21 protein-coding genes are annotated in these 23,470 nt (G+C 65.9%); 4 read left to right on the forward strand and 17 right to left on the reverse strand.

The window, feature by feature from the left end; translation table 11 throughout:
* Positions 1-158: 158 nt before the first annotated feature.
* From LRS07_RS04750 to LRS07_RS04760, 3 genes are all read left to right on the forward strand, one after another.
* Positions 159-389 (forward strand): hypothetical protein, encoded by a 231-nt coding sequence (locus tag LRS07_RS04750; protein WP_260500847.1) that lies wholly within the window; start codon positions 159-161, stop codon positions 387-389.
* A gap of 728 nt (positions 390-1,117) precedes the next feature.
* On the forward strand, positions 1,118-2,911 hold the full coding sequence (locus tag LRS07_RS04755) for a hypothetical protein (RefSeq protein ID WP_260500848.1): 1,794 nt from the start codon (positions 1,118-1,120) through the stop codon (positions 2,909-2,911).
* A 15-nt stretch (positions 2,912-2,926) separates the two neighbouring features.
* Positions 2,927-4,966 (forward strand): ATP-binding protein, encoded by a 2,040-nt coding sequence (locus LRS07_RS04760; protein WP_260500849.1) that lies wholly within the window; start codon positions 2,927-2,929, stop codon positions 4,964-4,966.
* Between the two features lie 222 nt (positions 4,967-5,188).
* On the opposite strand, the gene LRS07_RS04765 is transcribed toward LRS07_RS04760, so the two are convergent.
* From LRS07_RS04765 to LRS07_RS04840, 16 genes are read right to left on the reverse strand one after another with little or no spacing between them, the layout of a single operon-like run.
* The gene (locus LRS07_RS04765; RefSeq protein WP_260500850.1) at positions 5,189-6,451 is read right to left on the reverse strand and encodes a DUF1173 domain-containing protein; all 1,263 of its coding nucleotides are present in this window, start codon (positions 6,449-6,451) and stop codon (positions 5,189-5,191) included.
* A gap of 10 nt (positions 6,452-6,461) precedes the next feature.
* Positions 6,462-7,604, reverse strand: coding sequence for an LPD7 domain-containing protein (locus tag LRS07_RS04770; RefSeq protein ID WP_260500851.1), 1,143 nt, complete (start codon positions 7,602-7,604; stop codon positions 6,462-6,464).
* 32 nt (positions 7,605-7,636) lie between these two features.
* On the reverse strand, positions 7,637-8,290 hold the full coding sequence (locus LRS07_RS04775) for an OmpA family protein (RefSeq protein ID WP_260500852.1): 654 nt from the start codon (positions 8,288-8,290) through the stop codon (positions 7,637-7,639).
* 16 nt (positions 8,291-8,306) lie between these two features.
* Complete coding sequence (locus LRS07_RS04780; RefSeq protein ID WP_260500853.1) at positions 8,307-10,331, reverse strand: type IV secretory system conjugative DNA transfer family protein; 2,025 nt, start codon at positions 10,329-10,331, stop codon at positions 8,307-8,309.
* Entirely contained in the window at positions 10,328-11,422 is a 1,095-nt protein-coding gene (virB11, locus tag LRS07_RS04785; protein ID WP_260500854.1) for a P-type DNA transfer ATPase VirB11, read from the reverse strand. Before virB11 ends, LRS07_RS04780 begins: the two co-directional genes overlap by 4 nt.
* Positions 11,419-12,873, reverse strand: coding sequence for a type IV secretion system protein VirB10 (gene virB10 / locus LRS07_RS04790; RefSeq protein ID WP_260500855.1), 1,455 nt, complete (start codon positions 12,871-12,873; stop codon positions 11,419-11,421). Before virB10 ends, virB11 begins: the two co-directional genes overlap by 4 nt.
* On the reverse strand, positions 12,870-13,790 hold the full coding sequence (locus LRS07_RS04795) for a TrbG/VirB9 family P-type conjugative transfer protein (protein WP_260500856.1): 921 nt from the start codon (positions 13,788-13,790) through the stop codon (positions 12,870-12,872). The genes virB10 and LRS07_RS04795 overlap by 4 nt, the downstream gene beginning before the upstream one ends.
* Positions 13,787-14,560 carry a VirB8 family type IV secretion system protein gene (locus LRS07_RS04800; RefSeq protein WP_260500857.1) on the reverse strand — a complete coding sequence of 258 codons (774 nt, stop codon included), beginning with the start codon at positions 14,558-14,560 and terminating at the stop codon, positions 13,787-13,789. Before LRS07_RS04800 ends, LRS07_RS04795 begins: the two co-directional genes overlap by 4 nt.
* 56 nt (positions 14,561-14,616) lie before the next feature.
* Positions 14,617-15,312 carry a TrbJ/VirB5 family protein gene (locus LRS07_RS04805; protein ID WP_260500858.1) on the reverse strand — a complete coding sequence of 232 codons (696 nt, stop codon included), beginning with the start codon at positions 15,310-15,312 and terminating at the stop codon, positions 14,617-14,619.
* 36 nt (positions 15,313-15,348) lie between these two features.
* Positions 15,349-16,449: a TrbL/VirB6 family protein gene (locus LRS07_RS04810; RefSeq protein ID WP_260500859.1), complete on the reverse strand. Its 1,101-nt coding sequence runs from the start codon at positions 16,447-16,449 to the stop codon at positions 15,349-15,351.
* A gap of 13 nt (positions 16,450-16,462) precedes the next feature.
* The gene (locus tag LRS07_RS04815; RefSeq protein WP_260500860.1) at positions 16,463-16,870 is read right to left on the reverse strand and encodes a hypothetical protein; all 408 of its coding nucleotides are present in this window, start codon (positions 16,868-16,870) and stop codon (positions 16,463-16,465) included.
* Positions 16,867-19,350, reverse strand: a complete 2,484-nt coding sequence (locus tag LRS07_RS04820) for a VirB4 family type IV secretion/conjugal transfer ATPase (protein ID WP_409450597.1) — start codon at positions 19,348-19,350, stop codon at positions 16,867-16,869. Before LRS07_RS04820 ends, LRS07_RS04815 begins: the two co-directional genes overlap by 4 nt.
* On the reverse strand, positions 19,334-19,666 hold the full coding sequence (locus LRS07_RS04825; RefSeq protein WP_260500862.1) for a VirB3 family type IV secretion system protein: 333 nt from the start codon (positions 19,664-19,666) through the stop codon (positions 19,334-19,336). The genes LRS07_RS04820 and LRS07_RS04825 overlap by 17 nt, the downstream gene beginning before the upstream one ends.
* A 15-nt stretch (positions 19,667-19,681) precedes the next feature.
* Entirely contained in the window at positions 19,682-19,972 is a 291-nt protein-coding gene (locus LRS07_RS04830; protein WP_260500863.1) for a TrbC/VirB2 family protein, read from the reverse strand.
* On the reverse strand, positions 19,969-20,457 hold the full coding sequence (locus tag LRS07_RS04835; protein WP_260500864.1) for a lytic transglycosylase domain-containing protein: 489 nt from the start codon (positions 20,455-20,457) through the stop codon (positions 19,969-19,971). The genes LRS07_RS04830 and LRS07_RS04835 overlap by 4 nt, the downstream gene beginning before the upstream one ends.
* A gap of 11 nt (positions 20,458-20,468) precedes the next feature.
* Positions 20,469-21,113 carry a hypothetical protein gene (locus LRS07_RS04840; RefSeq protein WP_260500865.1) on the reverse strand — a complete coding sequence of 215 codons (645 nt, stop codon included), beginning with the start codon at positions 21,111-21,113 and terminating at the stop codon, positions 20,469-20,471.
* A 167-nt stretch (positions 21,114-21,280) separates the two neighbouring features.
* Between LRS07_RS04840 and mnmH the strand changes: the two genes are divergently transcribed.
* Complete coding sequence (mnmH, locus tag LRS07_RS04845) at positions 21,281-22,357, forward strand: tRNA 2-selenouridine(34) synthase MnmH (protein WP_260500866.1); 1,077 nt, start codon at positions 21,281-21,283, stop codon at positions 22,355-22,357.
* Here mnmH and LRS07_RS04850 read toward each other — a convergent pair.
* The gene (locus tag LRS07_RS04850; protein WP_260500867.1) at positions 22,347-23,444 is read right to left on the reverse strand and encodes a fatty acid desaturase; all 1,098 of its coding nucleotides are present in this window, start codon (positions 23,442-23,444) and stop codon (positions 22,347-22,349) included. The genes mnmH and LRS07_RS04850 overlap by 11 nt on opposite strands.
* Between the last annotated feature and the right edge of the window lie 26 nt (positions 23,445-23,470).

Below are 23,470 nucleotides of genomic sequence, written 5' to 3' on the forward strand. Positions count from 1 at the left end.
TGGAGACTCGTACATAGCGCTCATACGAGGCCCAAAGCGCCCACCAAAGCGGCGGAGAGCGTTGACTTGCATTCCGAACCTCTTGCAAGGCCGAAGAAACGCGTATAAATTCTGAATGTACGCGTACCAACCAAGCGAGAGAGGACTAGGCGGGTTTCATGAGACAGGAAGACCGAGAGAAGTTCGTAAGGCTGGCCAACAGTCGGGTGTCTAGCGCCCTCAAATCGATCCAGTTGATCGGCAACCTGTCCAACCGCTCGAACTATGACTACACCGAAGAAGACGTCCAAAAAATCTTCCGCGCCCTCCAAGACGAGCTCAGCGCGTGCCGCAAGAAGTTCGAGCTTGCAAACAAGCGGCAAAGTGGTACGCGATTCACGCTCGACTAAGGGGGAGAGTACGGGGATGGCAAACGCAGCGATCGAAATTGCGCCTGCGCGCAAGCGGGCCGCAGCAACCGACACCAGAGAGCTTTGCCTGCGTCTGCTGGCCTGCAAGTCGGAAGTGGATGTTCAGCATGTGATCGACACGTCACCCGAACTGCGCAATCCGAAGAACTGGCGCCCTCTCGACAAGCGCGAAACCAACTTCAACGTGACTTCGAACCAGGCGTCGGACGGCGGCAAGGCGCTCACGGAGCTGATGACCAACATGGTGGATGCGGTGCTGATGAAGCACGCGCTGCAGCGGGGCATCGACCCGAAAGGTTCCAAGGCGCCGAAGACGATGTACGAGGCGGTGGACAAGCTCATCAAGCCTCTGCATGGCGGCAAGCTCGTTAACCTCGATCCGAACGATCCGTGGCTGCGCGATTTCGCGTCGAAGAACCTCGTGATCGGCGTGACCGGCGCGAAGAACAAGAAGGAGGGGTTGCCCTGCTATACCTTCGTGGACAACGGGGGAGGGACAGAGGCCGGAAGACTTCGAGCGCACGTTCCTCTCGCTGAGCGAGGGCAACAAGAAGAGCATCCCCTTCGTGCAGGGCAAGTACAACATGGGCTCGTCCGGCGTCCTCGGTTACTGCGGTCGGAAGTGGTTCAAGCTGATCGTGTCGCGCCGGTTCGACGGCGAAAGCCCGTGGGGGTGGACGCTGATGCGCAGGCGGCCTGGCGACGGCATGCCCGTCGCCGACTACTTCGTGCTGCCCGACGGCTCCATGCCGTCATTCGACGCCGACGTGCTGCACCCGTTCACGAAGGGCGACGGCAATCGCTACGACGGACTGCATCTACGCACCGGCACTGTCGTGAAGCTGTTCGATTACCAGATCGGCGCGAAATTCCTCAGCTTCAAGGGTTCGCGCGAAGCGCTCAACGAAAATCTGGTCGAGACGATCCTGCCGTTCCGGTTGCTTGACTTTCGGCAGACCCCCGACAAGAAGCGCGGCGGCGACCGAGCCGAGGGCATCGATCCTCGGCCCTTCTACGGCATGGAGTACCTGCTGCTGCGTTCGCACAAGGAAGAAGAGCGCGAAGCAGCCGACGATCCGGATGATGACGAAGTCGTCTCGGGAGAGGCGCGGCTTTCGGTCGGCAAGATCGAAGACCCCGAGATCGGCGAAATCTTCATCAGCGCGATCAAGCTGAAGCGGAAGCTGCCCGATTGGTTGGACAAGACCAACAATCGGGTCTTCCATGCGGTTAATGGCCAAGTCCAGTTCAAGCAAACGCGCGGCTACCTCACCTCCTGCGGCTTTCCTGCGCTGAAGGACCGCGTCGTGCTCATCATCGACGCGAGCAACCTCAGCTTCGGCGCCCATAACGACGTGTGGAAGGGCGACCGCGAGCACATCCGCAACACGATCGTTGGCGAGCGCTATCGCGAGCTGGTGACCGCGCAGATCAAGGAGTCGGAAGCCCTGAAGAAGCTTCAGCAGCAGGTTGCCGCCGAAGAGATGGAACGGGCCGCCAAGAGCGGACGCAATGACCTGTTTCAGAAGTTGGTCGATGCCGACCGCAACCTGGCCGTTCTGCTGACCGATCGCGATCCGGAGATCCGCCTGCCTTCGGCCGGAGGCAAGAGCGGCGACGACAAGGGTGAAGGAAGCTTTCAGGGCAAGTACAGCCCGTCGTTCCTTCGTGTGGATGAGAAGTCAAAGGCAGTCGGCATACCTCTCAATCGCCGGCGACCGGTTTCGGCCCGCACCGACGCTGCGAACGGCTATCTCGATCGAGCCGACAACTGCGGGCGTCTCGTCGTGCCGAGCGACATCGCGGCGCGGTTCACCATCAGCGTGCAGCTGATGGATGGCCGCCTCACCATGTATCTCGACCCGGTCGAGGGCGCGAACCATATCGGAGACCGATTCACGTTCAAGATCGGCCTGGTGGACCCGGCGATGGCGATTCCCGTCGAAGACAAGCTGACGGTCGAAATCCTCGATGAGGAACTGCCACAAACAAAGGTGAAGCCCAAGCCCGGCCCGAACCCGCCGAACGGTGGCGACGGCAAGAACAAGAAGGGGAACGGCAACGACGCGCCGACGCACGGCTTGCCCCGCTATGTCCTTCTGACCCAAGACGGCCGAAACGTCGGCGAGGCGGAGACGCAGAAGTGGCCCGACGGATTTTCGGAGCATGACGGCGGAGCGATCAGCGACCTTGGCGACGATGGATTGATCTACCAGATCAACTACGACAACGCGTACCACCTGCGCTACCGGCAACAGCAGCGGGGCGATATTGCGCGCGAGGTCGTGACCGAGAAGTACATCCTGGGCATGCGCATTCTGATGCTTGGCTATGAGCATGCCTTGCGCGCCATGCGCGACGCTTCAGGGGACGGCATGACCGAGTTTTTCGATGAGTTCCGCCGTATGGCGGCGCGCGGCGCGGCCTCGACCGTGCTGGCCCTTGCGGAGAACCTGCCGAAGATTGTGGACACCTCATCCGTCACGGCGGAAGTCGAGTAACCCGGGAGCAAGCGCGTGACGACGGACAGTGAAAACGTGACGACGGACGGGGAAAGGAAGCTCTATCTGAATTTCCACGGGCGGATCATCGACTCCCTCGGGATTCAGATGTATCAGAGCCCCGTGGCCGCCATTGCCGAGCTGATCGCGAACGCATGGGACGCCGACGCCACGGCTGTCGCCGTCACGCTACCGACCGAGCTTGGTCCGGACGCCGAGATCATCGTGCGCGACGACGGCGGCGGCATGACCTTCCTGGAGTGTCAACAGCACTACCTCAACGTCGGCCGGAACCGGCGCCTCGAGCGGGAAGCCTCGCGGAACGGTCGCCCGCTTCTCGGGCGCAAGGGCATCGGAAAGTTCGCCGGCTTCGGTATCGCGCGGGTGATGGAGATCGAAACGGTCAGCGTCGAGACTGGCGAGCGCACCGTGTTTCGGCTCGATCTGGATGTACTTCGATCCGAAGAGTTTGTGAGCAGCGAAAAGCGCGAGATCGATGTTCTGCAGGCAACGGGGCCGGACGATGCCGTAAAGCCGCAGCATGGAACGACGATCAAGCTCAAGACGTTGGCGCTTTCGCGACGGCCTACGCAAGCCCAGTTCAATCAGTCGATGGCCCGGCGCTTCGTGTTCGCGCAAGCATCCTCGGGATTCGCCGTCGCCATCAACGGAAACGCTCTTCCGCCCGACGCCGATCCCATCGGCAATCCCGTCGAATTCGTTTTCCCGAGAGACTACGCGGCGGACGAAAAGCCCGAGGGCCTGAACGTGATCGCGGACGGGTGGGCCGAAGAAGTGGTGTCCGGCGATCATCGGGTCCAGTGGCAGGTCAAGTTCACCGGCAAGCCGATCGGAGAGGAAGAATTCCGCGGTGTCGCGATCTACTGCGGCATCAAGGTTGCGCAAACGCCCTTCTTCTTCCAGCTCTCGGGGGGCCTGGCGGGTCAGCACGGTCAGCAATACATGACGGGGCGTGTCCGCGCGGACTACCTCGACAGGCTCGGCGCGGACGTGATCACCACCGAACGGCAGCGAATCAACTGGGAAGACCCGCAGGCGAAGGCGCTCCTGGAATGGGGTCAGACGCGCGTAAAGCAGCTTCTGCAGCTATGGCAAGCACGCCGCGCCGAAGCCAAACTCGCAGCCATCGATGCTCGGCTTGCAGGCTTCAGCGAACGGCTCGCCGCGCTGCCGCCGTCCGAAGCGAAGGTCGTGAAGCAGGCCCTGCGACAGATGGCCCGCATCGGTCAGCTCGACGACGAACGCTTTCAAGACCTCGCGCGCGCCATCTTGACGGCGTGGGAAGGCGGGCGCCTACAGGAAATCATTCGGGAAGTCGCTCGATTGGAGAGCATGGAAGCGGGGCCACTGTTGGGCCTGCTTGCGGAACAGCAGGTGCTGACGACGCTTCACGTCGGCGAGGCGGTACGGCTGAAGGCTGACGTGATCGAGGGATTGAAACGCCGGATCCGAGCCCGCGAACTTGAGAACGCCATTCGCAACTACATCGCGAAGAACCCCTGGCTCATCGCCCCGGAGTGGGAGACCTTCGCAGTCGAACGTCGGATCGACAAGCTGGCGGCGCAGGTCGCCACAGAGGCAGGCGTCGATACCGACAACGACTGGGATGGCCGTGTAGACCTCACGCTGTCGTCCGGGGATCAGCTGCTCGTACTGGAATTCATGCGACCCGGACTCACCGTCGATCGAGACCACATTAACCGCTTCCAGCTCTACATGGACACTATGCGGGCCCGCGTCGGTGCGAATACCGGCCTAGGATTTCGCTCGATTCGCGGCATGCTCGTTGCCGACAAGCTGCACATCAGGCCGCAGGACAAAGGTGCAATCGATCGGATGGCGGCAGACGGCATGGTGTGCCGCGAGTGGGAGGTATTGCTGGGAGAAGCGGAAGCGAAGTGGTCCGAATTCCTCGATGCGCTCGCGGCTCGTTCGCCCGACGACGCACGGGTCCGATCGCTGGCGCTTCCGCCGCCAGCTGCCCCCGAGCCGACAGGCGGGACGACGACATCCGATGGGAAGACCGAGGGCTGAAAGGAGCCAGTCGCCTTTGTTAGCCTGTAACGGATAAACGACGTTATTAGCCGCAGCGTCGCGAGCGAGGGCGAAGTGAGAGCGCACGCGCTTCGTCTGCTCTGTGCGCGCAGACCGTCACTCAATCCATTTGGTCTGAACGTCTGAATTCAGTCTGTTGCTGGTCCTCATGGTCCACGCGCTACGGCAGCCAAGGATCGCTGGCGATTGCATCGACTCGGCCTACGCGCAGCGTATGAGTGAGCGGGCGCGCTGCATCGGCGGGAACGGTGGCATTGGCCCTACTCCAGGGCGCCATATCCAAGCCGCCGCTGCACCCATGCCGACCGCATTGGCAACAGCCTCGGCCTTCGGTAGTTTCCCTTCCTCGGCCAGCCCAATGAACATGGGCATCACGGCGTCGCCTGAATCTGTCAGGACGGCCGTGGCAAGGCCCCGACCACCTTGCAGGTGGTAGCGGATTCCCTTGATGAAGCTTCGGCGGTCTGCCACGAGCTGCCCGACCAGCTGGTGTTCGAAAGAGTTCTTGATCGGCAACCACTGCGCCGTTACCGGCATGAGCGACAACTCATGGATTGCCGGCAGGCCGGCACTACACACGCCAAAGGTGGCGATCATCACCATGTGCACATCGTCGCTGGCACCCCACAGCGCCAGTTCAGCCTCAAAGCGACGGCCGAGCCGTCTGTAGAGCCGCTCGTCGATCGCGAAGGCCTGGTCGGGAATGTGCTTCACGATTGCCTTGCAGCCGTAGCGTGCCGGCACGATCTCCTTGACCTCGCAGATGAGCAGCATCAGTTGCTGCGGCTTCCCAGGAGAGGGCACGGCGGACTGCCACTGAGCCAGGCGGCGGGAGTTGATCGCGTCGCGCTCTTCTATCGAGAACGGTTCCGGCACGTAGAGCCGGGCTAGCAGGGCTTCGCCGCGGGCGATCTTGTGCTCGGCTGCGTGAAGTAGGTGCCTTCGCACTGTCGCCCAGGTTCGCTTGCCAGCGAAGCCGGGATGCCAGCGCGTCAACTCGGCCTGGTCCCAGAGGTAGTGCAGCAGGCCGCGCAGCGAGAGCCTTGTGCCGGTGGAGGAAACACTGTCGCCCTCGCTGCCAGTAGGAGGGATTGTCGACCGGCCCGGCATCTTGGTGAGCGGGAAGTCCAGCTTCAGCGTCGTCTCGCCGGCGGCCGGGTCTTCGATAATCGCGCTGCCCAGCACCTGCCCCAGGCCGGAGAACTCGGCCGGTGGTTCGTACGATGGGCAGTCGGGCGCGTGGTGGCTTCCCGTGCCCGGCATGCGTTTGACGATGTAGCCACCGCCAAGGCGCGCCACGTACATCTCGACGCCTACGACCAGGCACATGCAGCGGGGGCGTTGGTGGGCCGCGTGCGCTTCTGCGACGGCATCTGCGAACCCTCGCGCCCCGACCTCGAACCGACGGCCGGCGATCTCGTAGACCGCAGCCGGCGGCGTGATGCCCTGGGCCGAAGTCTCCATGGGTTTTGCCTCATCGCACGGGTACCGGCGTTGCGCGGTCGCGAGTGCGCTGCATCTCAGGCGTCGGGACGAGAACCGGGCGCTGCGACGGCGCCGCCTTGTCGTAGACCTTCACCTTGGGCACCTGACCGTCGCGGATGCGCTGGGCCAGCTTCTCGGTCGCAGCGGCCATCACGGCGGCACGTTGCTTCTCAGGCACCTTCTTGGCGACCAGCACTGCTTCGATGGCGGCGAGTACGACCTTGCGGCCGCCGCTGCCGCGGGCGGATGCCTTCTCGGCTGGCGCTGCCGCAGCACCGCTGCTCGCATCCCGGGCCGGCTCGATGCGATTGACCTGGCGCGCCTCGCGCTCGCGCTTGAGCACTTCCAGGTCACCGGGGTTCGGCTCGTAGCCCAGGGTCTTCACGCCGCGCACCGAGGCCTCGAGCCAGACCATGCGCTTGAAGTCCTCGTTGCCCGAAACGCGCAGCGCCTTCCAGTTGCGCGCTTCTGCCACGTCGACCATGGAGCGGGCGACCGAGGGGCTGTTGGTGTCGGTGGCCAGACGGAAGGTCGACTCGGTGAAGGCCACGCGCGAGGTGTCGCCGCGGAAGCGGTACTCGGTGCGACCGATGGTCACGTCGCCCATCGTCACTGGTGCGCGCTTGATGATGTAGCGGTCCATCAGCACGGCCTCAAGGCGCGCGACGAGCGCCGCGCGTTCGGCCTGGGCGTCGATCTTCGCCACAGACTTGCCAACGTCCTGTTCCGGCTGCGGCGTGGCCTTGCTGGCACCACGTGCTGAGGCCGTGCTTGCGGCCTCTGGAACCTCGTCGCGCGCCGGACCCGGGTCCACCGGGCGCTCGGGCGGCGCTGGACGCTGCTCACCGCGTTGCCACTCGCCATCGACCTTCTGGATTGGCGTGCGCTTGCCGTCCTCGGCCACCGCGACGAAGCGCGTGCTGTCCAGCTGATCCGCCTTCGCGACCATCTCAGGGAAGGTGTTCGCCCGGTAGGTCACCTCGGCGAACGGGTCTCGCAGCTCGAAGCGTTCGCCGGGCTCCGGCTCCGGCGTTTGGAACTTCGTGATGGCCACGGGGGCCCGGTTCGCGGGCTCGACGGTGCCGCCCTGCGCCGGCACAGCCTGGCGGACAGGGGAGTTGTCTGCATCCATGGTGACCTCGCGACGTTGGGTGAGGTGGAAGTTCAGGGCCGGGCGACGGCTGTCGCGCTGAGTGCCACAGGCAGCGCGCGGTACAGCTCGATCTCGACGCGGCGGTTCAGGCCGCGACCGCCAGCGCTTGCGTTGTCGGCCACGTGGTCGCCGGCAGGCTGGTAGGTGGCGCGGATGCGAGCCGGGTCCACGCCCGCGGCCACCAGGTAGTCACGCACCGCCGCCGCCCGCTCGCGGGCGATGCGGCTCTCGGCCGGCGCGTCGGCGGTGCCATCGGTGCGCCCGCGCAGCAGGACCAGCGGCGAGTTCTTCGCGTCCTCGACCAGTGCGGCCGTGACATCGGGCGGGATGGCGACGCGCGTGCTGCCGAAGTCGAACCGCACGGTGAAAACGCTGTTGGCCTTGACCTGCTGGATGGCCGGGGCCTGCATGGCGGCCAGGAGCTGCTGGCGCGCAGCCATGTTCGCTAACGTGGCTGCGGTGGTTTCGGCGATCCGGCTTGACTCCGCGGCAAGGATGCGCGTGTTCTGCAGGTCGTTCTTGCAGACCTGCAGTTCGACGGCCATCTGGGAGTTGACGGGCCGCTTCTGCGACTCGTCCACGGTCGGCGGCTTCGGCGGCGAACTGCACGAGGCCAGCGCCAAGAGCCAGGGCACGAAGGGTGTGAGGGCGAGGCGGGTTCGCATGGCGTTGCTTCCGTGGCTAGGTGATGTCGGCGCGCTCGATGGCGTACGGATCGGCGATGACCATGCCGCTGTCTTCGCCGAGCAGGACGCCGTCCTCGTCGGCGACGGCTTCGATCGCGCCACCGATCGAGGCTCCGCCTGGCCGAGGGCCGACCATGAAATCGAGGATGCCTTCGGCGACTTGGCCGGGCTCTCCGTCGGCGAGTGCGGGCAGCCGGCTCATGTCGTAGGCCAGTTGCTCGTAGTCCAGGCCATCGCCGACGCCGAACTCGTCGTCGGCGTAGCGCCAGCGCTCCTGCACGCGGGCCAGGTGAAGGTCCATGTTCATGCGCGGGACCGAAGGCGCTGGCAGCAGGCGCGACGTGAAGTCCTTGTCGCGGTAGTAGCGGATCTTCTCGCCGAGGATCGGCTTGCAGTTCTCGAAGATCACCACCAGGCGCTCGCTGCCGAGTTCCTTGAACTCCTGCGGCAGCAGCAGCGCGCGGCGCTGTTCGCTTTCGTTGCGGCTGACGGTGCTCGACCCATGGCCGCTGAACGACCGGCTGCGCCCGCGCGAGGTGGCGCGCTCGGTGAAGTGGCCGAGCATGGCGCTGTACTCGTCGGCATCGCGCTGTTCGCGCGGCGCATAGAGGATCTGCAGACCGTGGTTGGTGGCAAAGGTGCGGGCTTCCTTGTCGCCGTAAACCGCATCGAGCTGCGACATGGCCTGCACCACGGTCAGCAGGCGCAGGTTGTAGCCGGCCAGGAAGGCAGCAGCGGTGGTGATCACGCCCACGCGGCCCATCGCCGTGAACTCGTCGTTGACCAGCAGGCACTGCACCTTCAGCGTTGGGTCCTGCTCGGGAATGGCCTGCGTGTTGAGGCTGACGAGCTGCGAGAAGAACAGGTTCAGCAGTGGCCGGGCGTTGGCCAGCCGGTTCGGCGGAATCCGCACGTAGACCGACATGCGGCGGCGGCGCACGTCCTCGAGCCGGAAGTCATCGGCGCTGGTCGCCGCATCCACCACCGCATCCGCAAAGATCGTTAGCGGCGCATTGAAGGTGGCGACCACGCTGGACAACGTGTTATCCGAGTTCGACAGCAGGCGCTGCAGGGCATCCGCGCACTCGTCCGAGAGAGGATTGCCTTCCTCGCGACGCTGCTTGATCAGGCCGGTCAGGTGATCCTTCAGTGACCGGCCCTTGCCCGAGGATTGGCGCAGCATCTCACCGATGGTGCGGGGAAGGGACGGGGTTTCGAGGAGGACGAGGCCCAGGCCCAGGAACAGGTTGCGCGCCTGGTCGTTGAAGAAGGCCTCCGACGAGGTGCCGCCGCCATCGTTGGGGAAGAAGACCTGGCCGACGGTGAGCAGGTCGCCCACGCGGTGCAGCGGGCTGGAGCGAACGGCGGTCAGTGGGTTCCAGCGGTGGCTGCGCGCATCCTCGTCGAAGGGCGAGAAGGCGTAGACCGCCTGGCCGTGAGCCGCGCGGTAGCCTGCCGTGATGTCGTAGTTCTCGCCCTTGATGTCGAGCACCACGACCGAGTCGGGCCAGTTCAGAAGGTTCGGGATCACGACCCCAACCCCTTTGCCGCTGCGTGTGGGCGCCGACAGCATCACCGAGAGCTGGCCCGGCAGCGAGAGGAACCTGCCCCGGTGGCGACCGATGAGGATGCCCGGCTGCTCGTCGCCGCTGGTTAGTCCCGCGCGATCGACTTCGGCTGAGCTGGCGAAGCGGGCATCGCCATGCAGTGCCCGCCGCGGCCGCGCGGCGGCGACGAGGCCGGCCGGCAGCAGGACCAGCAGGCCGATCGCCGAGATGCCGATTGCCAACTGCAGCTTCTTGCGCAGCTGGGTGTCGTATGCGTACAGGGCCCAATAGTGGACGATGCTGGTGAACTGCGCCTGCTTCGGGTTCGCCTTGTTCAGCACCAGGAACAGAACGCCGGCCAGGTAGACCGCTGCGCAGGCCAGCGCCGCGTAGCCGAGGACGGCGAAGGCGACGGCCGCGACCTTGCGGCTCATCGGCCACGCCGAGAACGGCAGGGCTGCGACGCCGCTCATGTCGCTGCTGCCTGTTGATCCCAACGCCCGAGCCTTTGGCGACGGGGCTCGTAGAGGATTTCGGAGATGAAGCGCCCGCGCTCGTCACGATCGAATTGCACAATAACGTCGACCACGACACTCAGCAGCCACTTGATTTCGTCCATGCGCAGGCCACCGCCGGCGCCGGTCTCGCGGATCATCAGCGACATCTGCTCGAAGGCCAGCGCACAGCTGCCCGCGTGAACGCTCGTGATACTGCCGGGATGGCCCGAGGCCGCGAGGCGCACGAAGTAGAAGCACTCGTCGCCGCGCACCTCGGCCAGGAAGATGCGATCGGGTTTCATGCGCAGGCAGGCTTCGAGCAGCGACTTGGCCGTCACGCGGGCCGTTCCCTGGGCGTCCTTGCTGTAGAACAGGTGGACCACGTTCGGGTGGTTGGGCAGCGTCAGCTCGGCCGTGTCCTGGATCGTGATGAGGCGCTCGTGCTTCGGCACTTCCTCGACCAGGCCCTTCATGAACGTGGTCTTGCCCGACCCGGTCTTGCCGCTGACTACGATGGTCTGGTGCTTACGCACCGCCAGGCGCAGAAACTCGGCATAGCGGCCGGCGTCCTTCAGGTCTACCAGTTCGCGCTCGAAGGGCAGCAGTTCCGCGTTCGGGGTGCGCGTCACCGTGGCAGTGCGTTCGAACAGGCCCTCGCGCTCGAAGTCATCGAGCCGCTTGATCAGATGCGATGGCTTGCGCACCGTGATCGACACCGTACCGCGCGGCACCGCTGGCGGGATGACGAACTGGATGCGCTCGCCGCTGGGCAGCGTGGCCGAGAGCAGTGGCCGTTCCTGGTTGACCTGCTGGTCGCAGAAGGTGGCCACCGCGGTCGCCAGCGACAGGCAGCGCTCCTGCGTCATCTCCGGCGCCGGAACGGTCTGCCAGCCGCGCACCGTCTCGACGAGCAGTTCGCCGGGCCGATTGACGCAGACTTCGAGCACACCGGGCGCATCGAGCTGATCGCGCAGCGGGCGCAGGAACTCGACGACCGAAGTGGCGTCGCCGCACCAGCCCCCATCCAGGTTCACCAGGTCCTCGTGCTCGCAGGCGTGCAGGTTCATTGCGTGCCCTCGCGAGCCGGCGCGCTGGCCGTGGGCTTCAGTTCGTAGACCGACGAGAAGTCCACGTCGCGGGCGACATAGATGCCGACGATGCCGCCCTGGTTCTGGTAGATCAGCGGCGGGATGTTGATCGTGCTGTCGAGCACCTTCTCGGCCAGCTTGCTGGTGTTGGCCGTGGTAGATGGCAGCACGATGGTGTCGGCCTGCCTGTCGCTGGCCTGGTTCTGGATGACCAGCTTCACCGAGTCGTCGATCAGCGACAGCAGCATCGCCGCGCCGATGCGCTCGCCCCAGCGGTTGTCCACGTAGCCGTCGATGCCGGACTCGCCAAGCTGGCCGGTGCCGGGCGAGTCGATGTCCACCGTGACGCCCAGCGGCGTGCGGATGCGGGTCCAGAGCACGGGAATGCGGACGGTGCCGGGCCGGACCGAGGCGATCCGATACTCGCCGTCGAGGTGCGAGCCGCGCTCGATGAGCAGTACGCGGCCGTCGTCGCTGAAGACGTTGCGCTGCACCTGGCAGCCGACGAGGCCCGAGGTGGCGCTGATGACCTTGGTCTTCAGCGCGCAGGTGAACGCCGTGCCCTTGGGCAGCGTGAGGCTGCGGTTGCCAAGCATCGAGGCCGCCACCTTCGGGGTGGAGGACCCCTGAAGCTGGCCCCCGAACAGGCCCCCTCCGGCGGCGGGAGTTCCGACGGGTGGGGTGCCCGCGGCCGGGGGCCCACCAAGAAGCGCCCCCGATGGCATCTGCCCGGTGGCCTGGCCCGTGGCCAGCGCCGCGGTCCTGGTGAGGTTGTCGAGCAGGCCCTGGAGCTGGCGCTGATAGCCCTGCAGGTTGCGGGAGGTTGCGGCGAGCGGATCGTTCGCGTCGGCGGGCTCGGCCGCCGTCGGGCCCTCGTCAGGCGGTGCACCAGCATCCATCCTTCGGGTGGACGCTACTTGCGGAGGGAGTGCCTCCGGCCGGGTGGTGACCAGCAAGACGGGGGCATCCTCCGGCGGGACCACCTTCGGGCCACCCGGTGCGGGTGCCGCCGATCCGGTGCGCCGCACCCCGATGGGCTCGGCCAGCTCCTCGCTCGTAGGCGTCAGGGCGGGGATGCGCGGCGCGGTCGCCACTGCGGCGCTGGCGGTCGAGGCGGGTGGCATCTCGATCCTGCGGGGCTCGGCCGTGGCGGCGGTGGGCCTGTCCCGGACCAGCTTCGACTCGGCCTCGTCGGCCTTCTTGCCGCTGGCAGAGAAGCGCTGGATGGTGACGGCGGCCACCGCGACCAGGGAGCCGACGAGCAGCGCCACGGCCAGCAGCCCCTTCTTCGACATCGAAGCGCGCTGCCGGGCAGCGACATCGGGAATGCCGGGCTCGCCGGGCAGGGGCGAGATGCCACTGCCGTCGGGCTCGATCTCGGCGCCCAGGTTTGGATCGCGGTCCCGCGGATGGTTCGGGTCGTGCGTCATGGTGCCGCTCCCTTGCGCGCTTCGGAAGGCGCGTTGCTGCCACTGACGTCGGCCTTCAGGACGCGCTGCACGCCTGGCACCGTGGTGCCATCACCTGGTGGCCTGCCGTCGAGATCGAAGGCTTCGTTCCACAGGCCGACGACGGCCGAGCCGGCCCGAAGCATCAGCCGCCGGCTGACGCGATCGACCACCAACAGGTCGTCCTCCATGCGGGCGTTGACCAGCGTCTCGGTGGCGTCGCCCAGGACATGGAACACGGCCGGTACCTCGCGGTTGCCCGGGAAGCGCAGATAGGTGAATCGGCCGTCGTCGTAGACCAGAGTCGGCACGATGTCCTGCGAGCCGGCACCCTCGGCGATCGAGTACTGGGTGTTCATCACCTGTGGCTTGGCTTGCAGGCGCTCGGCGACGACCTGGTGCGGTGACGGGGGTGACGGGACGACAGGCATCGCCACCAGTGGTGCCGCGTCGCGCAGCGCGAGGCGCGCCGGAGGTGCTACTGGGGCCGGTGCTTTCACGACGAGCCGGTAGACCGGCGGCTTCGGGTCGCCGTCTGCCAGAACGACGAAGCGGAAGCTGTGCGTTCGGCGGTCGGTTACCACGGCCAGGGTGTTCGCGGCGCTGGCCGAGCTCTTGGCCTTGACGAACAGGTTCCGGCCTCCCGGCTGGGCCGCGATGCACCACGCGGCATCGGCCTTCGTGCAGTCGCCACCCAGGCCGGCTGCGACCTCGGTGATCGCCTCGTCGGCATCGAGCACGACCAGCGTCACGACGCCGCGCTTGACCGGGACGGTGACGACAGAGCGCGGGTCGTAGACCACCTCGCGCAGACGCGGATCCGCAGGCTCCGCAGCGACCGCCGTGGAGCTGCATGCCGCGACACAGGCCAGGGAGGCCAGCCGGGCGCGCGACTTCATGGCTTGGCCCCCGGTGCGGCGGTGTTGATCTCCGGATCGGACCGGTAGGCGGTGACGACGAAGCCGAACGGGTTCTCGAGCCGGTCGCGCTCCTTGGCCAGCACCTTGGGCTGGTACTCGTAGACGACGCTGGCCACGTGCCGCGTGGTGACCTCGGGCAGGTTGCGGTCCGTCAGGCGGACCACCTTGTCGTAGGTGACCGTGGCCTCGCCCTGGTTGCCAGGGCGGCCGGAAGCAGCCAGGCGCACGCCGATGACGTTGATGCGCCAGTCTTCGGCGGCGCCGATCCTCTTCTGGAGCGCGCCATCACCCTCGAACTGACGGTTGTAGTCGGCGAACACGGCCGGCACCGCCATGCGCGCCACCTGATCGAAATCGCGCTGCAGGAACATCCAGCTGTAGCCCTCGCGTGCCCGCACGAACGTGGCGAGGTTGTGCTTGTCCAGTGCCTCCATTGGCGGGATGGTCTCGACGGAGAGCCGCTGCTGGACCGTGGCCTCGCCGGTGACCCGGTCGACCACGATGGGAACCTCCACCACGCGGCGAAGCGGACCCTGGACGAACACCGCGGCGATGCCGATCAGGCCCAGCACCAGGCCGGCGATGGCGACCCACCACGCCCGACGTTCCGAGCGTTCGAGCATCAGCGCGCGGTCGACTTCCCAAGCGCGATTGGCTTCGATCGCCGTCGTTTCGGGCTCGGTCTGCGCTCGGTCTCTCAAGCGTTCAGGCAATGCAGCGGCTCTTCCTGGCGTCAGGACGGCACTCATGGGGACCTCCGTGGGACTGCGTCGGTGGCCCGGCGCAGCGATTCAGGGAACGGGCGTCAGGGCAGGTAGTCGGCCACCTTCCCCGTGCGGGTGAGCATCTGGTACTGGCGCTCGCGCTCCCGCGATCGGGCGATGCGCTCCTCGCTGTCAGCCATGCCCTGCAGCATCTGCAACTGGGACATCTCGTGGGCCAGCAGCGCGTTCTCTGCGCCGATACGGGCCTGGACCTCTTGCACCGCCTTCTGGTCGGTGGTGGCGTTGATCTGGCCCATCAGAGACTGGATCTGCGAGAGGCGCCCCGCAGCCGACTTCATCGCGTCCTGCAGTAGGCCCTTCTGCTGGTACGGCTGCGCCAGCGCCGCTTGGCAACTGGTGCGAGCGTCGCCGCCGAGGTCCATGCAGTTGTAGACCATGCCCGCGTCGCGCAGCGCCTTGGCTGTGGCGTTCAGGCCGGAGTAGCCTGTGGTGTTGATCGCGTTGAGGTAGGTGTACGCCTCGGCCGGCACGTAGTTCCGCAGCATCAGGTTGTTGAAGACGTTGCCGAGGTTACGGGTGCCGTTGATGCTGTTGAGCTGGTTCTGCAGCTGGGTGATCTGCTGGACCTGGTTGTTGATCTCGGTGATGTCGTTCAGCACCTGCTGGACGGTCTGGATCAGGTTCGCGACATCAATAACTGGGATGCCCTGCGCACGGGCGTCGCTCGCGCCGAAGGCGATGAGGACGGCGGCAGCGACCTTGAGACGTGTGTGCATGTTGACGCTCCTGTTCTGATTGACGCTGGTTGACGTTCACGCCCGGCCGCGCAGCGCGGCGAGCTTGTAGGCGGCGGTGCGCACCGCGCCGTATCCCTGGCGGACCACGGCGCCGGCTCCGGTGGCAACGGCGCCCGCGGCGCGACCGGTCGCGACCGCGGCAGCCCCGGTGGCCTGGCCCGCCGCATAGGGCAGGCCGGCACCGGCCCGGACGACGCCACCGGCCGCGCCTGCGGCGCTGGCGCTGCGCGCGGAGGAGGCCGAGCGCAGGCCCGAGACCATCATCGCGTTCTGGATCATCTGGATGCCCTGCTGGACCGCAGCGCCGCCAGTGAGTGCGGAGGCGAGGCTTGGCGCCTGAAAGCAGATGATGGCCATGAGGATCATGACGACGCAGTACTTCAGGCTCTCGCCGACGACGTTGAAGGTCGGGCCGAGGAAGCCGCCTTGGTCCTGGATCGCCTGGACCAGTGCATCACCCATGTATGCGCTCAGGCCGAGCGCGAAGAACGCAAACCACGCCAGCACGACAGCGTTCAGGATCATCGACAGCCAGCTGTCGAAGAACCGAGCGGTGGGTCGCCAAGCCAGGCAGAGAACGAACAGCGGGCCGACGGCGATCACGAACGTCAAGAACACCTTGGCAAGGGTGACGACGAACAACGCGATGCACAGGAAGATCACGTTTCCGATGGCCGTGATGACCGCCGCGAAGACGAGGTCGAGACGCATGATCCCAGCCTCCTTCAGCAGGTCAAGAACGAGCTGGCCAGCCTTGTCGTTGAAGGCATCCAGGATGGCGTACGGCGTCGCAATCGTCGCCGGATTCGCGGCCGCGGGCAGGAAGGTCGAAGCGACGCCAGTTGCAAGCGCATTCGCCGTGTCTGAGACGTTGCTGATATAGAAGCCCGATTGCAGCGCAAAGGCCAACACAAGGCCGATCTTGAAGACCTTCCACATGAAGATTGGCAACGTCTCCGAGACCTCATTGCGCAGCACCGCCCATCCGTACAGCGCCACCCAGAGCGTCATCGCGGTCAGCGCGATGGGGGCGATGCTCGCCATCAACGCGGTGACGACACTGAGCACGTAGGTGTTCAGCACACCGTCGAACTGAGAGCCAACCCAGGAGAACATTGCGTCGCCTCGATCACTGGATGGCGCTGTACGGCAGCGCCTTCGTGCTCACGCACTTGCTGCCGATCTCGGGCAACTGACACTGCATCCACTGACCTCGCGTCTTGACGATCCACAGCCGCGGCCGCTTCTCGGTGCCGAAGGTCGACGGGCGGCAGGTCTCAGGACGCGCGTAAATCTCTGTGCACTCGCGAAGGCCATCCCGGGTCTCGACCATCCGCCAACCGCTGGCTGTACAAGCCGGCTTGTCTGCGGCGCAGGGCGTACCGAGCGTCGCGGCGGGCAATGGCGGTGTCTCCACCTTCTTGATCCCGTCCGGCAACACCTTGACGGCCTCGTTGCCCTTGACGAACTGGGCGCTGGCGGAAGTGGCGGCGAGTGCCAGTGCGCCCAGCGCGAGGAGATGACGAACAGCATTCATGCGGCTCTCCTGGAGGTACGAAACCTCCGATCCTGAACCTCGCGAAGCAGCACTGGAAGCCAGTGATACGGATCGTTGCCGTGCCGTTCGCGAACGGCATCGAGCAGGGCCACGTTGTCGGTGGTGGCCGACAGCACGGTGATGAAGTCCTCGAGCCCGGCCAGGTCCAGCTCGCAAATCGCGCTGGCGTGGCCCTGCTTGACCAGGAAGCGCCGGCCGCCCTGAGCGCCGAGGCTGCGCACGATGTCGAACTCGGCCTGCGTCAGGCCGAAGCCGTCGACGTATTCCTCGCGCACCGCCTCCGGGTTGGCGAGGAAGATCTTCGTCACGCTCTGTTCGACCATCGTGCGGCCGATGGGGTGGCGCAGCACGTCGGACGGGCTCTGGGTGTCGAAGATGCCCAAGCCGTTCTGCTTGCGGATCGTCTTCTGCTTCTGCTTGGCGAAGTCGCTGAAGATTTCGTGGTCCAGCGCCTTCCAGAACTCTGAGATCACGTAGATCAGGCGATCGCCGTTGACGAGCTCTTCCATCACCTGCAGCAGGTACATCATCACCGGCGTGCGGACCTCCGGCAGGTCGAGGAACTCGGTGGTGTCAAAGCCGATGACGTTGGCCGCGTGCAGGTCGAGCAGGCGGTCGTCGGCCTGGTCGAAGACCCAGCCGAGTGCGCCACCCTGGCACCAGCGGCCCAGGCGCTCAAAGAGGCTGTTCTCGCCCGCCTTGGGCAGGTTCTGCCGCACGGTCGAGAAACGGCGCAGCTGCGCGGGCATCATCGCCACCGCCTTGACGGCATCGGCGATGGCGCGCTCGTCGGCCGGCAGCAGCGGCATGGCCGGCGTCGCGATGCAGGTGCGGATCAGCTGCTCCCAGAACTGGATGCGCGCCGGTGTTGGTTCGCGCTGCAGCGGGTTGCAGCCGGTCGGCTTGCCGGCCTCCAAGGTGAAGTAGCGGCCACCCAGGGCGCGCATCGCGATCTCGCAGCCCCGGTCCAGGTCGAACAGCACCAGGCGCGGCGCTGGGTCCCACTTGCGCGTCAGCGTCAGCAGGAACATCTCCAGCGTCGTCTTTCCGACGCCGGTCGAGCCGATGATCAGCGTGTTGCCCGGCAGCTTCTTGTCGGCGGAGTCCTCGCCTTCCGGGCTGCTGTGCAGGTTCAGGTAGAAGGGCTGGCCCGAGGGCGTGCGCAGCAAGGCCAGCGCCTCGCCCCAGGGGTTGCCGTCGCGCTTGCCGCGGGCGAAGTTGTGGCCGCTCGACAGTGCCGCGTAGGCGCGCGAGCTGAGCTTGGCGTCCCGCGGGCGCCACTGCCAATTGCCCGGCATCTGCGCGAACCAGGCGGCATCGGCCACCAGGTCCACCGGGGACATCTGTAGGCTGGAGGCCTCGCCGACGGCGCCGATGGCCTGTGCCGCGCGGCGGCCGGCATCGGCCACATCCTCGCCGAAGACGACCAGGCTGTAGTGGTACTCGCCCATGCAGAACTGGCCATCGCCGAGTTCGTTCAGCGCCACATCCATCTCGGCCACCTGGCTGGCCACCACGTCGTCGCTGGCGATGAGTTGGTCGCGCTGCAGTTCGAGGGCGCGCATGGCCTCGCGGCGCGGCAGGATCGAGAAGCTCTGCGTCTCGATGAACTCGCTGGCCTCGTAGAGCAGCGCGTTGAGGATGCCGGGCTCGGCCGCGTCGGCGTACTCCTTGATGTCCACCAGGGCCGCGTAGCGGCGTTGGTCGCCCTGGCGGAGTTCCAGCTTGTCGCCGCCGAAGGACAGGCGTGCGGTCGGCAGCGTCCGGTACAGCGGCCCGGCGGTCATGGGAACCGGCCGCCAGCAGCCGTTGACCAGGTAGCCAAGGAACTCGGCCACCTCAGAGTAGGTCCGGCCGCGCCGCTGGCGTGTGCCGAGCAGGCCCGGGCCGAAGCCGCGCAGCACCCGGCCGACCAGGGCGGTGCGCTCTTCCATCACCCGCAGGGCCTCGTCCTGGGCTTCCGCAATCGCGGCTCGCGTGCGCTGCGTCGACTGCAAGGCACGGCTCACGCGGGACACATTAGGCCGGTAGACCAGCGTCAGGAAGAGCTCGTTGCTCATCATCCGGCGCTCGCCCAGCTTGGCCTGGTAGGCCTGCGACAGGTCGCGTGCAAAGCCGGGCTGCGCCGGGTCCTGCAGGCTGTCGCTGACCACGCGGTGCAGGCGATGCGTCCACACCGCCCACTGCCCGCCGGCCAGGTTGCGCAGCAGGCTGCAGAGCGCTTCGTGCCGCTCACCGATCTGGTGTTCGTCGGCGCACTCGAAGGCCACACCATCGAGCCGCCAAACCCGGAGGTAGTCGCCACCGCGCGTGATCACGTCATGCGGGCTGACCAGCGACGAGAACGGGACGAAGCGGGCGAGCGGGTTCTCCGCCTTGACCTGGGCCCAGTGCCGAGGCCTAAAGCCGCTTCGGCCCGGCCGCGTGGCAGCGCCGTTGGACCTAGACATGCCAAGCATCTCGGGCTCCCCGGTAGAAGGTGGGCGCGTAGCTGCGCGCATGCCAGAAGCGGCGATTGCGGTCGTGCAGGCGCAGCTTCATGGCGACGAACATCTGGCGGAAGCGCTGGTCGTCCTTGGAGGTGACGAAGCGCATCCACAGCAGTGCTGGCACGAAGGTCAGCAGGACGGCCAGGGCGATCCACCAACTGACCAGGATGCCGCCCCACATGATGAGCAGCATGCCCGCGCCAAACAGCACTACCAGCGGCACGAGCGGGATGCCCAGCTTCATGGCCGGGCGCGTCGCGCCCTTGTAGATGGCTTCGCCTTGCATGGTCGCGCCCACCGGTCAGGTCACGATGTAGCTGGCGAAGGCTGCGGCGCCACCGACCAAGGTGCCGCCGATCAGCACGTTCGCGACATCGGCGAGGCGGGCGCCCTGAAAGATCATCTTGAAGCCAGCCCAGATGATCGCGATCGTTACCACTGCGATGGAGATCGTCACGAGGATGGCGTTGACGTTCGTAACCGTGGTGTTGACCTTGTCGAAGCCCTGTGCGAAAGCTGCTTGCGACAACAGGGAGGGCGTCAGTGCTGCCAAGACCGGCGCGATGCGCCGGGTCGATGCGAGGTGTCTCATGATTTCTCCTTCGGTTGAGGGTTTGGAAAGGAACGCGCCGCGACCGCAACCTTGCGCACGTAGCCGTGGCGCAAGCCGGTGGTGAAGTTGCCGCTGTAGTAGCAGGAGAGCGCCTGCCGCAGGGTCTCCTGATGCCCTGAGGCTGAGGCGCTTGCCCGGTCGAAGCACTCGGCAAGCACGGCCTGCATGGCAGCCAGGTTCGCGCAGGGCTCGAAGGCGGACTCAAGGGTCAGGCCGAGCCGCTCGAAGTTGCCGACGTTGATTTGCCCAAGGCCGACACTGAAGTTCCAGCCGGCGTCACGCAACGCCTTGGCCGTGGCGAGCGCTTCTGCGCCATGCCGAGGCTGGCGCAGGAGCGCACCACCGACAACGCCGATCGCCCAGGGGTTGAAGCCGCTCTCGACACTGACCAGTGCGCTCGCAGTACCGGGGTGCACCTGAGGCGCGCACGCCAGCGCAAGCGCCAGGAAGACGGATGCATCCATGGTGTGCAGCCTCAGTAGCCCGAGTTGATCGTGGGGGCCGGCGGTGGAAGCGCAGCGAGCCATGCTGCGTAGTCGTCATCAAAGCGCGTGTCCCAGGTGCCGAGTTGGGCCTTGGCCGCTGGGCTGAATTCGGTCACCGTCTCCCCAGACAACGTCCACCAGGTGCGCGAGAAGGGGGTGCCATTGACGGTGACGGACACGGCACCGGTGTAGTCGCAGGTGTAGATCGGGCCGCCCTCTCCCTCGAAAACCCGTGTGTACTGAGGTGGACAGGAGGCCGGGGCGCTGGCCCACGCGTGGCTTGCCGAGTTTCCGGCGCCGGCCATCACGCAAGCTGGGAAAGGCTTGCCGCGTGCCAAGTCGCGCAGCACTTGCTTGACCGGCGGTACGCATTGAGGGATGGCGCGCCAGCTTGGCGCAGCGAGGCACAGCAGCACGAGGCAGCCATCTGCCGCACCTGCGGGCCTTGCAGGCCCTACTAGGGCCAATATGGCGACGCAGGCAGCGGCTGCTGGCCTGGAAGCGGTAGCAACCAGTGCCGTCTGGAGGTGACGAATGCTGTTCATGATGGTTCTGGAGGAAGCCGACTTGGTCTTGCCGTTGACACGCCATGCTTGAGCTGATGTTTGAACTCTAGGGCTGTAGCGCAGGGGCATGACCGATGACTTCGAACCGGAAATCAGCAGTGGTTGGTTCGGCTGACGGCTAGGGAGGTGTTCCCGTGCAGGATGGACGCGAAGGGTCGGAAGACGCCTCTGCCCAGTGGGGCGGCGTACCATGCTCTGCTTGATTCAGGCCATGGACGCGGCCAAGGGAGTTGCCGATGCAGTTGGAATCCGCGGCCGCGCTTGTTCACCCGCACCAGCTGGAGGTGCAGGAGTTCTCGTCCTACTCGTTGATCATCGACGCTCGGTCTCCACACGAGTACGCGGAAGATCACATCCCGGGCGCCGTCAACCTGCCTGTGGTGGACGACAACGAGTACGCAGTGGTCGGTACGCAGCACAAGACGGACAAGCACGCGGCCTATCTGATCGGCGTCGAGTACTCGCTGCGCAACATTGCGGCCCAGATCAAGCCGCTGATCTCGAGGTACTCGCCGAACGACCGGTTCCTCGTGTACTGCTTCCGCGGTGGCAAGCGGAGCCGGCTCTGGGCTGACAATTTGAGGACCATCGGATTCGAGGTCGACGTCTTGTCAGGCGGCTGGAAGAACTACCGCAGGTGGGTCCGTTCTGGGCTGGATGCCCTGCCGAGGGCCTTCAGCTTTCGCGTGTTATGCGGCCCGACTGGTTGTGGCAAGACGCGCGTGTTGCAGGAGCTGCAGCGGCAAGGGCATCAAGTTCTCGAACTCGAGGGCCTCGCCAGCCACCGGGGGTCTCTGCTCGGTGACCTGCCAGGCCAGCCGCAACCCACACAGAAGCTGTTCGACACGCACCTGGTTGATCTGCTCAGAACGTTCGACCCAGAGAAACCGGTATGGATCGAGGCAGAAAGCAAGAAGATTGGAAACCTGCAGCTACCCGATGGCTTGTACGAGGCAATGCACCGTTCGCCAGTCATCAACCTGGCCGTTCCCATGAGCGAGCGCGTCAAGCTGTGGCGGGAGGACTATCCGCATTTCGCGGCTGATCCCGTGGCCATGGTGCGCAAGCTGGAACCGCTCAAGCCGCTGGTCGGCAAGGAGACGCTTGGAGAATGGACGGCACATGCTACGCAGGGCCGCATCGACGCGCTTTTTGAGAGTGTCATGCGCAAGCACTACGACCCGTGCTATGAGCGATCGAGCCGAGGGCACTATGGTGCGAAGCTCGACGATCAGACCGTCGAGCTCAACTGCCTGGACCGTGAAGCGTTGAGCGGTGCGGTGCGACACCTTGTGGATCGCTTCAGCCGTTGACGGGCGAGCTGCCCTTCTCGTAGAGATAGAAGCAGGTGATCCGGCGACCCGAGGATCGCGGCGACGAGGGGTCCGCTTCCCAGTGGCTGAGTGCCGGCTGCATTGATCGCCTCCACAGCGGAGGGAAGAGGCACAGGACGAGCAGGATCACGTAGTTGGCGGGCAACCGAGGCGAGTCGTCGGCAAGGGTCAGGTGGTAGTACGGCTGATGAGTTCGCTGATGATGGCGGTGGTGCAAGCTGACGCCAAGCGTCAACCAGGCCTGCAGGCGGCAGTCGTCCTCCCAGCCCAGGCCCTGCCTCGCCGATTCGCCCTGTCGATCTTCACCCAAACGCCAATGCTGGATGTAGGTGATGAGTTGAACACCGAACCAGACGGACACGGCCACAGAGGCATATAGCACCAAGCCACTCAAGCCGGCCGCAAACCAGAACGCGGTGCCTGCAGCCAAGCACGCCCCTGTTCCCAGGTGCAGAGTAGTGGTGACCCGGGTCGACGACGTTGCTCTCCAGAAGGGCGAGTCCCTGCCATAGGCCGCCACCAGAACCACCTTGCTGCGCCGCAGGGCGAAACGCCACGCCGACTCGTCCATCCGCGGCCAGGCTGCGCCCGTGGTGTTACCAGGTTGCGCGTGGTGCGCGATGTGTTCCTGCAGCAGAACCGGATAGCCGGCCATGCCGGCCAGCAAAGTGCCAAGGGACATGTGGAGACGACCGCGACGATGGATCAACTCATGCGATACGCAGGTGGACAGCAGGAGCGTGATCCACAAGCTGAGCGCCATGGCCAAGCCATACCCGAAGGATGAGATGCCGTGGGCTTGCAGATGGTGGAGTACGAAGGTGATCGTCCCCAGCAGCAGGGCGCCGTAGACCATCGGAAGCAGGTGCAGCGCAGTGGCAATCGACTCCCGCCACGGAATCGGTTTACTGGGCAGTGGACCCACGACGGGCCGCAACAGCGGCAGGCCGAGCATGACGACCGCGAAGGCAAGGATCGGCGTGTCGGCGGCGATGCCGATCCCCAGAAAGACCGGCACGAGAAGGACGCAGAAGAATCCCCCCGCCTGAATCGTCTGTCGCAGCATGGGTGGTGCACTCCGAGGCGGCGCCT

It is taken from the genome of Aquabacterium sp. J223 (genome assembly GCF_024666615.1).
Lineage (GTDB): Bacteria > Pseudomonadota > Gammaproteobacteria > Burkholderiales > Burkholderiaceae_C > J223.

What these genes read in the sequence shown, in the direction of transcription:
- LRS07_RS04750 (WP_260500847.1), top strand. Translation starts at nt 159, where the DNA reads ATGAGACAGGAAGACCGAGAGAAGTTCGTAAGGCTGGCCAACAGTCGG.
- LRS07_RS04755 (WP_260500848.1), top strand. Translation starts at nt 1,118, where the DNA reads ATGCCCGTCGCCGACTACTTCGTGCTGCCCGACGGCTCCATGCCGTCA.
- LRS07_RS04765 (WP_260500850.1), bottom strand. Translation starts at nt 6,451, where the DNA reads ATGGAGACTTCGGCCCAGGGCATCACGCCGCCGGCTGCGGTCTACGAG.
- LRS07_RS04770 (WP_260500851.1), bottom strand. Translation starts at nt 7,604, where the DNA reads ATGGATGCAGACAACTCCCCTGTCCGCCAGGCTGTGCCGGCGCAGGGC.
- LRS07_RS04775 (WP_260500852.1), bottom strand. Translation starts at nt 8,290, where the DNA reads ATGCGAACCCGCCTCGCCCTCACACCCTTCGTGCCCTGGCTCTTGGCG.
- LRS07_RS04780 (WP_260500853.1), bottom strand. Translation starts at nt 10,331, where the DNA reads ATGAGCGGCGTCGCAGCCCTGCCGTTCTCGGCGTGGCCGATGAGCCGC.
- virB11 (WP_260500854.1), bottom strand. Translation starts at nt 11,422, where the DNA reads ATGAACCTGCACGCCTGCGAGCACGAGGACCTGGTGAACCTGGATGGG.
- virB10 (WP_260500855.1), bottom strand. Translation starts at nt 12,873, where the DNA reads ATGACGCACGACCCGAACCATCCGCGGGACCGCGATCCAAACCTGGGC.
- LRS07_RS04795 (WP_260500856.1), bottom strand. Translation starts at nt 13,790, where the DNA reads ATGAAGTCGCGCGCCCGGCTGGCCTCCCTGGCCTGTGTCGCGGCATGC.
- LRS07_RS04800 (WP_260500857.1), bottom strand. Translation starts at nt 14,560, where the DNA reads ATGAGTGCCGTCCTGACGCCAGGAAGAGCCGCTGCATTGCCTGAACGC.
- LRS07_RS04805 (WP_260500858.1), bottom strand. Translation starts at nt 15,312, where the DNA reads ATGCACACACGTCTCAAGGTCGCTGCCGCCGTCCTCATCGCCTTCGGC.
- LRS07_RS04810 (WP_260500859.1), bottom strand. Translation starts at nt 16,449, where the DNA reads ATGTTCTCCTGGGTTGGCTCTCAGTTCGACGGTGTGCTGAACACCTAC.
- LRS07_RS04815 (WP_260500860.1), bottom strand. Translation starts at nt 16,870, where the DNA reads ATGAATGCTGTTCGTCATCTCCTCGCGCTGGGCGCACTGGCACTCGCC.
- LRS07_RS04820 (WP_409450597.1), bottom strand. Translation starts at nt 19,350, where the DNA reads ATGCTTGGCATGTCTAGGTCCAACGGCGCTGCCACGCGGCCGGGCCGA.
- LRS07_RS04825 (WP_260500862.1), bottom strand. Translation starts at nt 19,666, where the DNA reads ATGCAAGGCGAAGCCATCTACAAGGGCGCGACGCGCCCGGCCATGAAG.
- LRS07_RS04830 (WP_260500863.1), bottom strand. Translation starts at nt 19,972, where the DNA reads ATGAGACACCTCGCATCGACCCGGCGCATCGCGCCGGTCTTGGCAGCA.
- LRS07_RS04835 (WP_260500864.1), bottom strand. Translation starts at nt 20,457, where the DNA reads ATGGATGCATCCGTCTTCCTGGCGCTTGCGCTGGCGTGCGCGCCTCAG.
- LRS07_RS04840 (WP_260500865.1), bottom strand. Translation starts at nt 21,113, where the DNA reads ATGCCCCTGCGCTACAGCCCTAGAGTTCAAACATCAGCTCAAGCATGG.
- mnmH (WP_260500866.1), top strand. Translation starts at nt 21,281, where the DNA reads ATGCAGTTGGAATCCGCGGCCGCGCTTGTTCACCCGCACCAGCTGGAG.
- LRS07_RS04850 (WP_260500867.1), bottom strand. Translation starts at nt 23,444, where the DNA reads ATGCTGCGACAGACGATTCAGGCGGGGGGATTCTTCTGCGTCCTTCTC.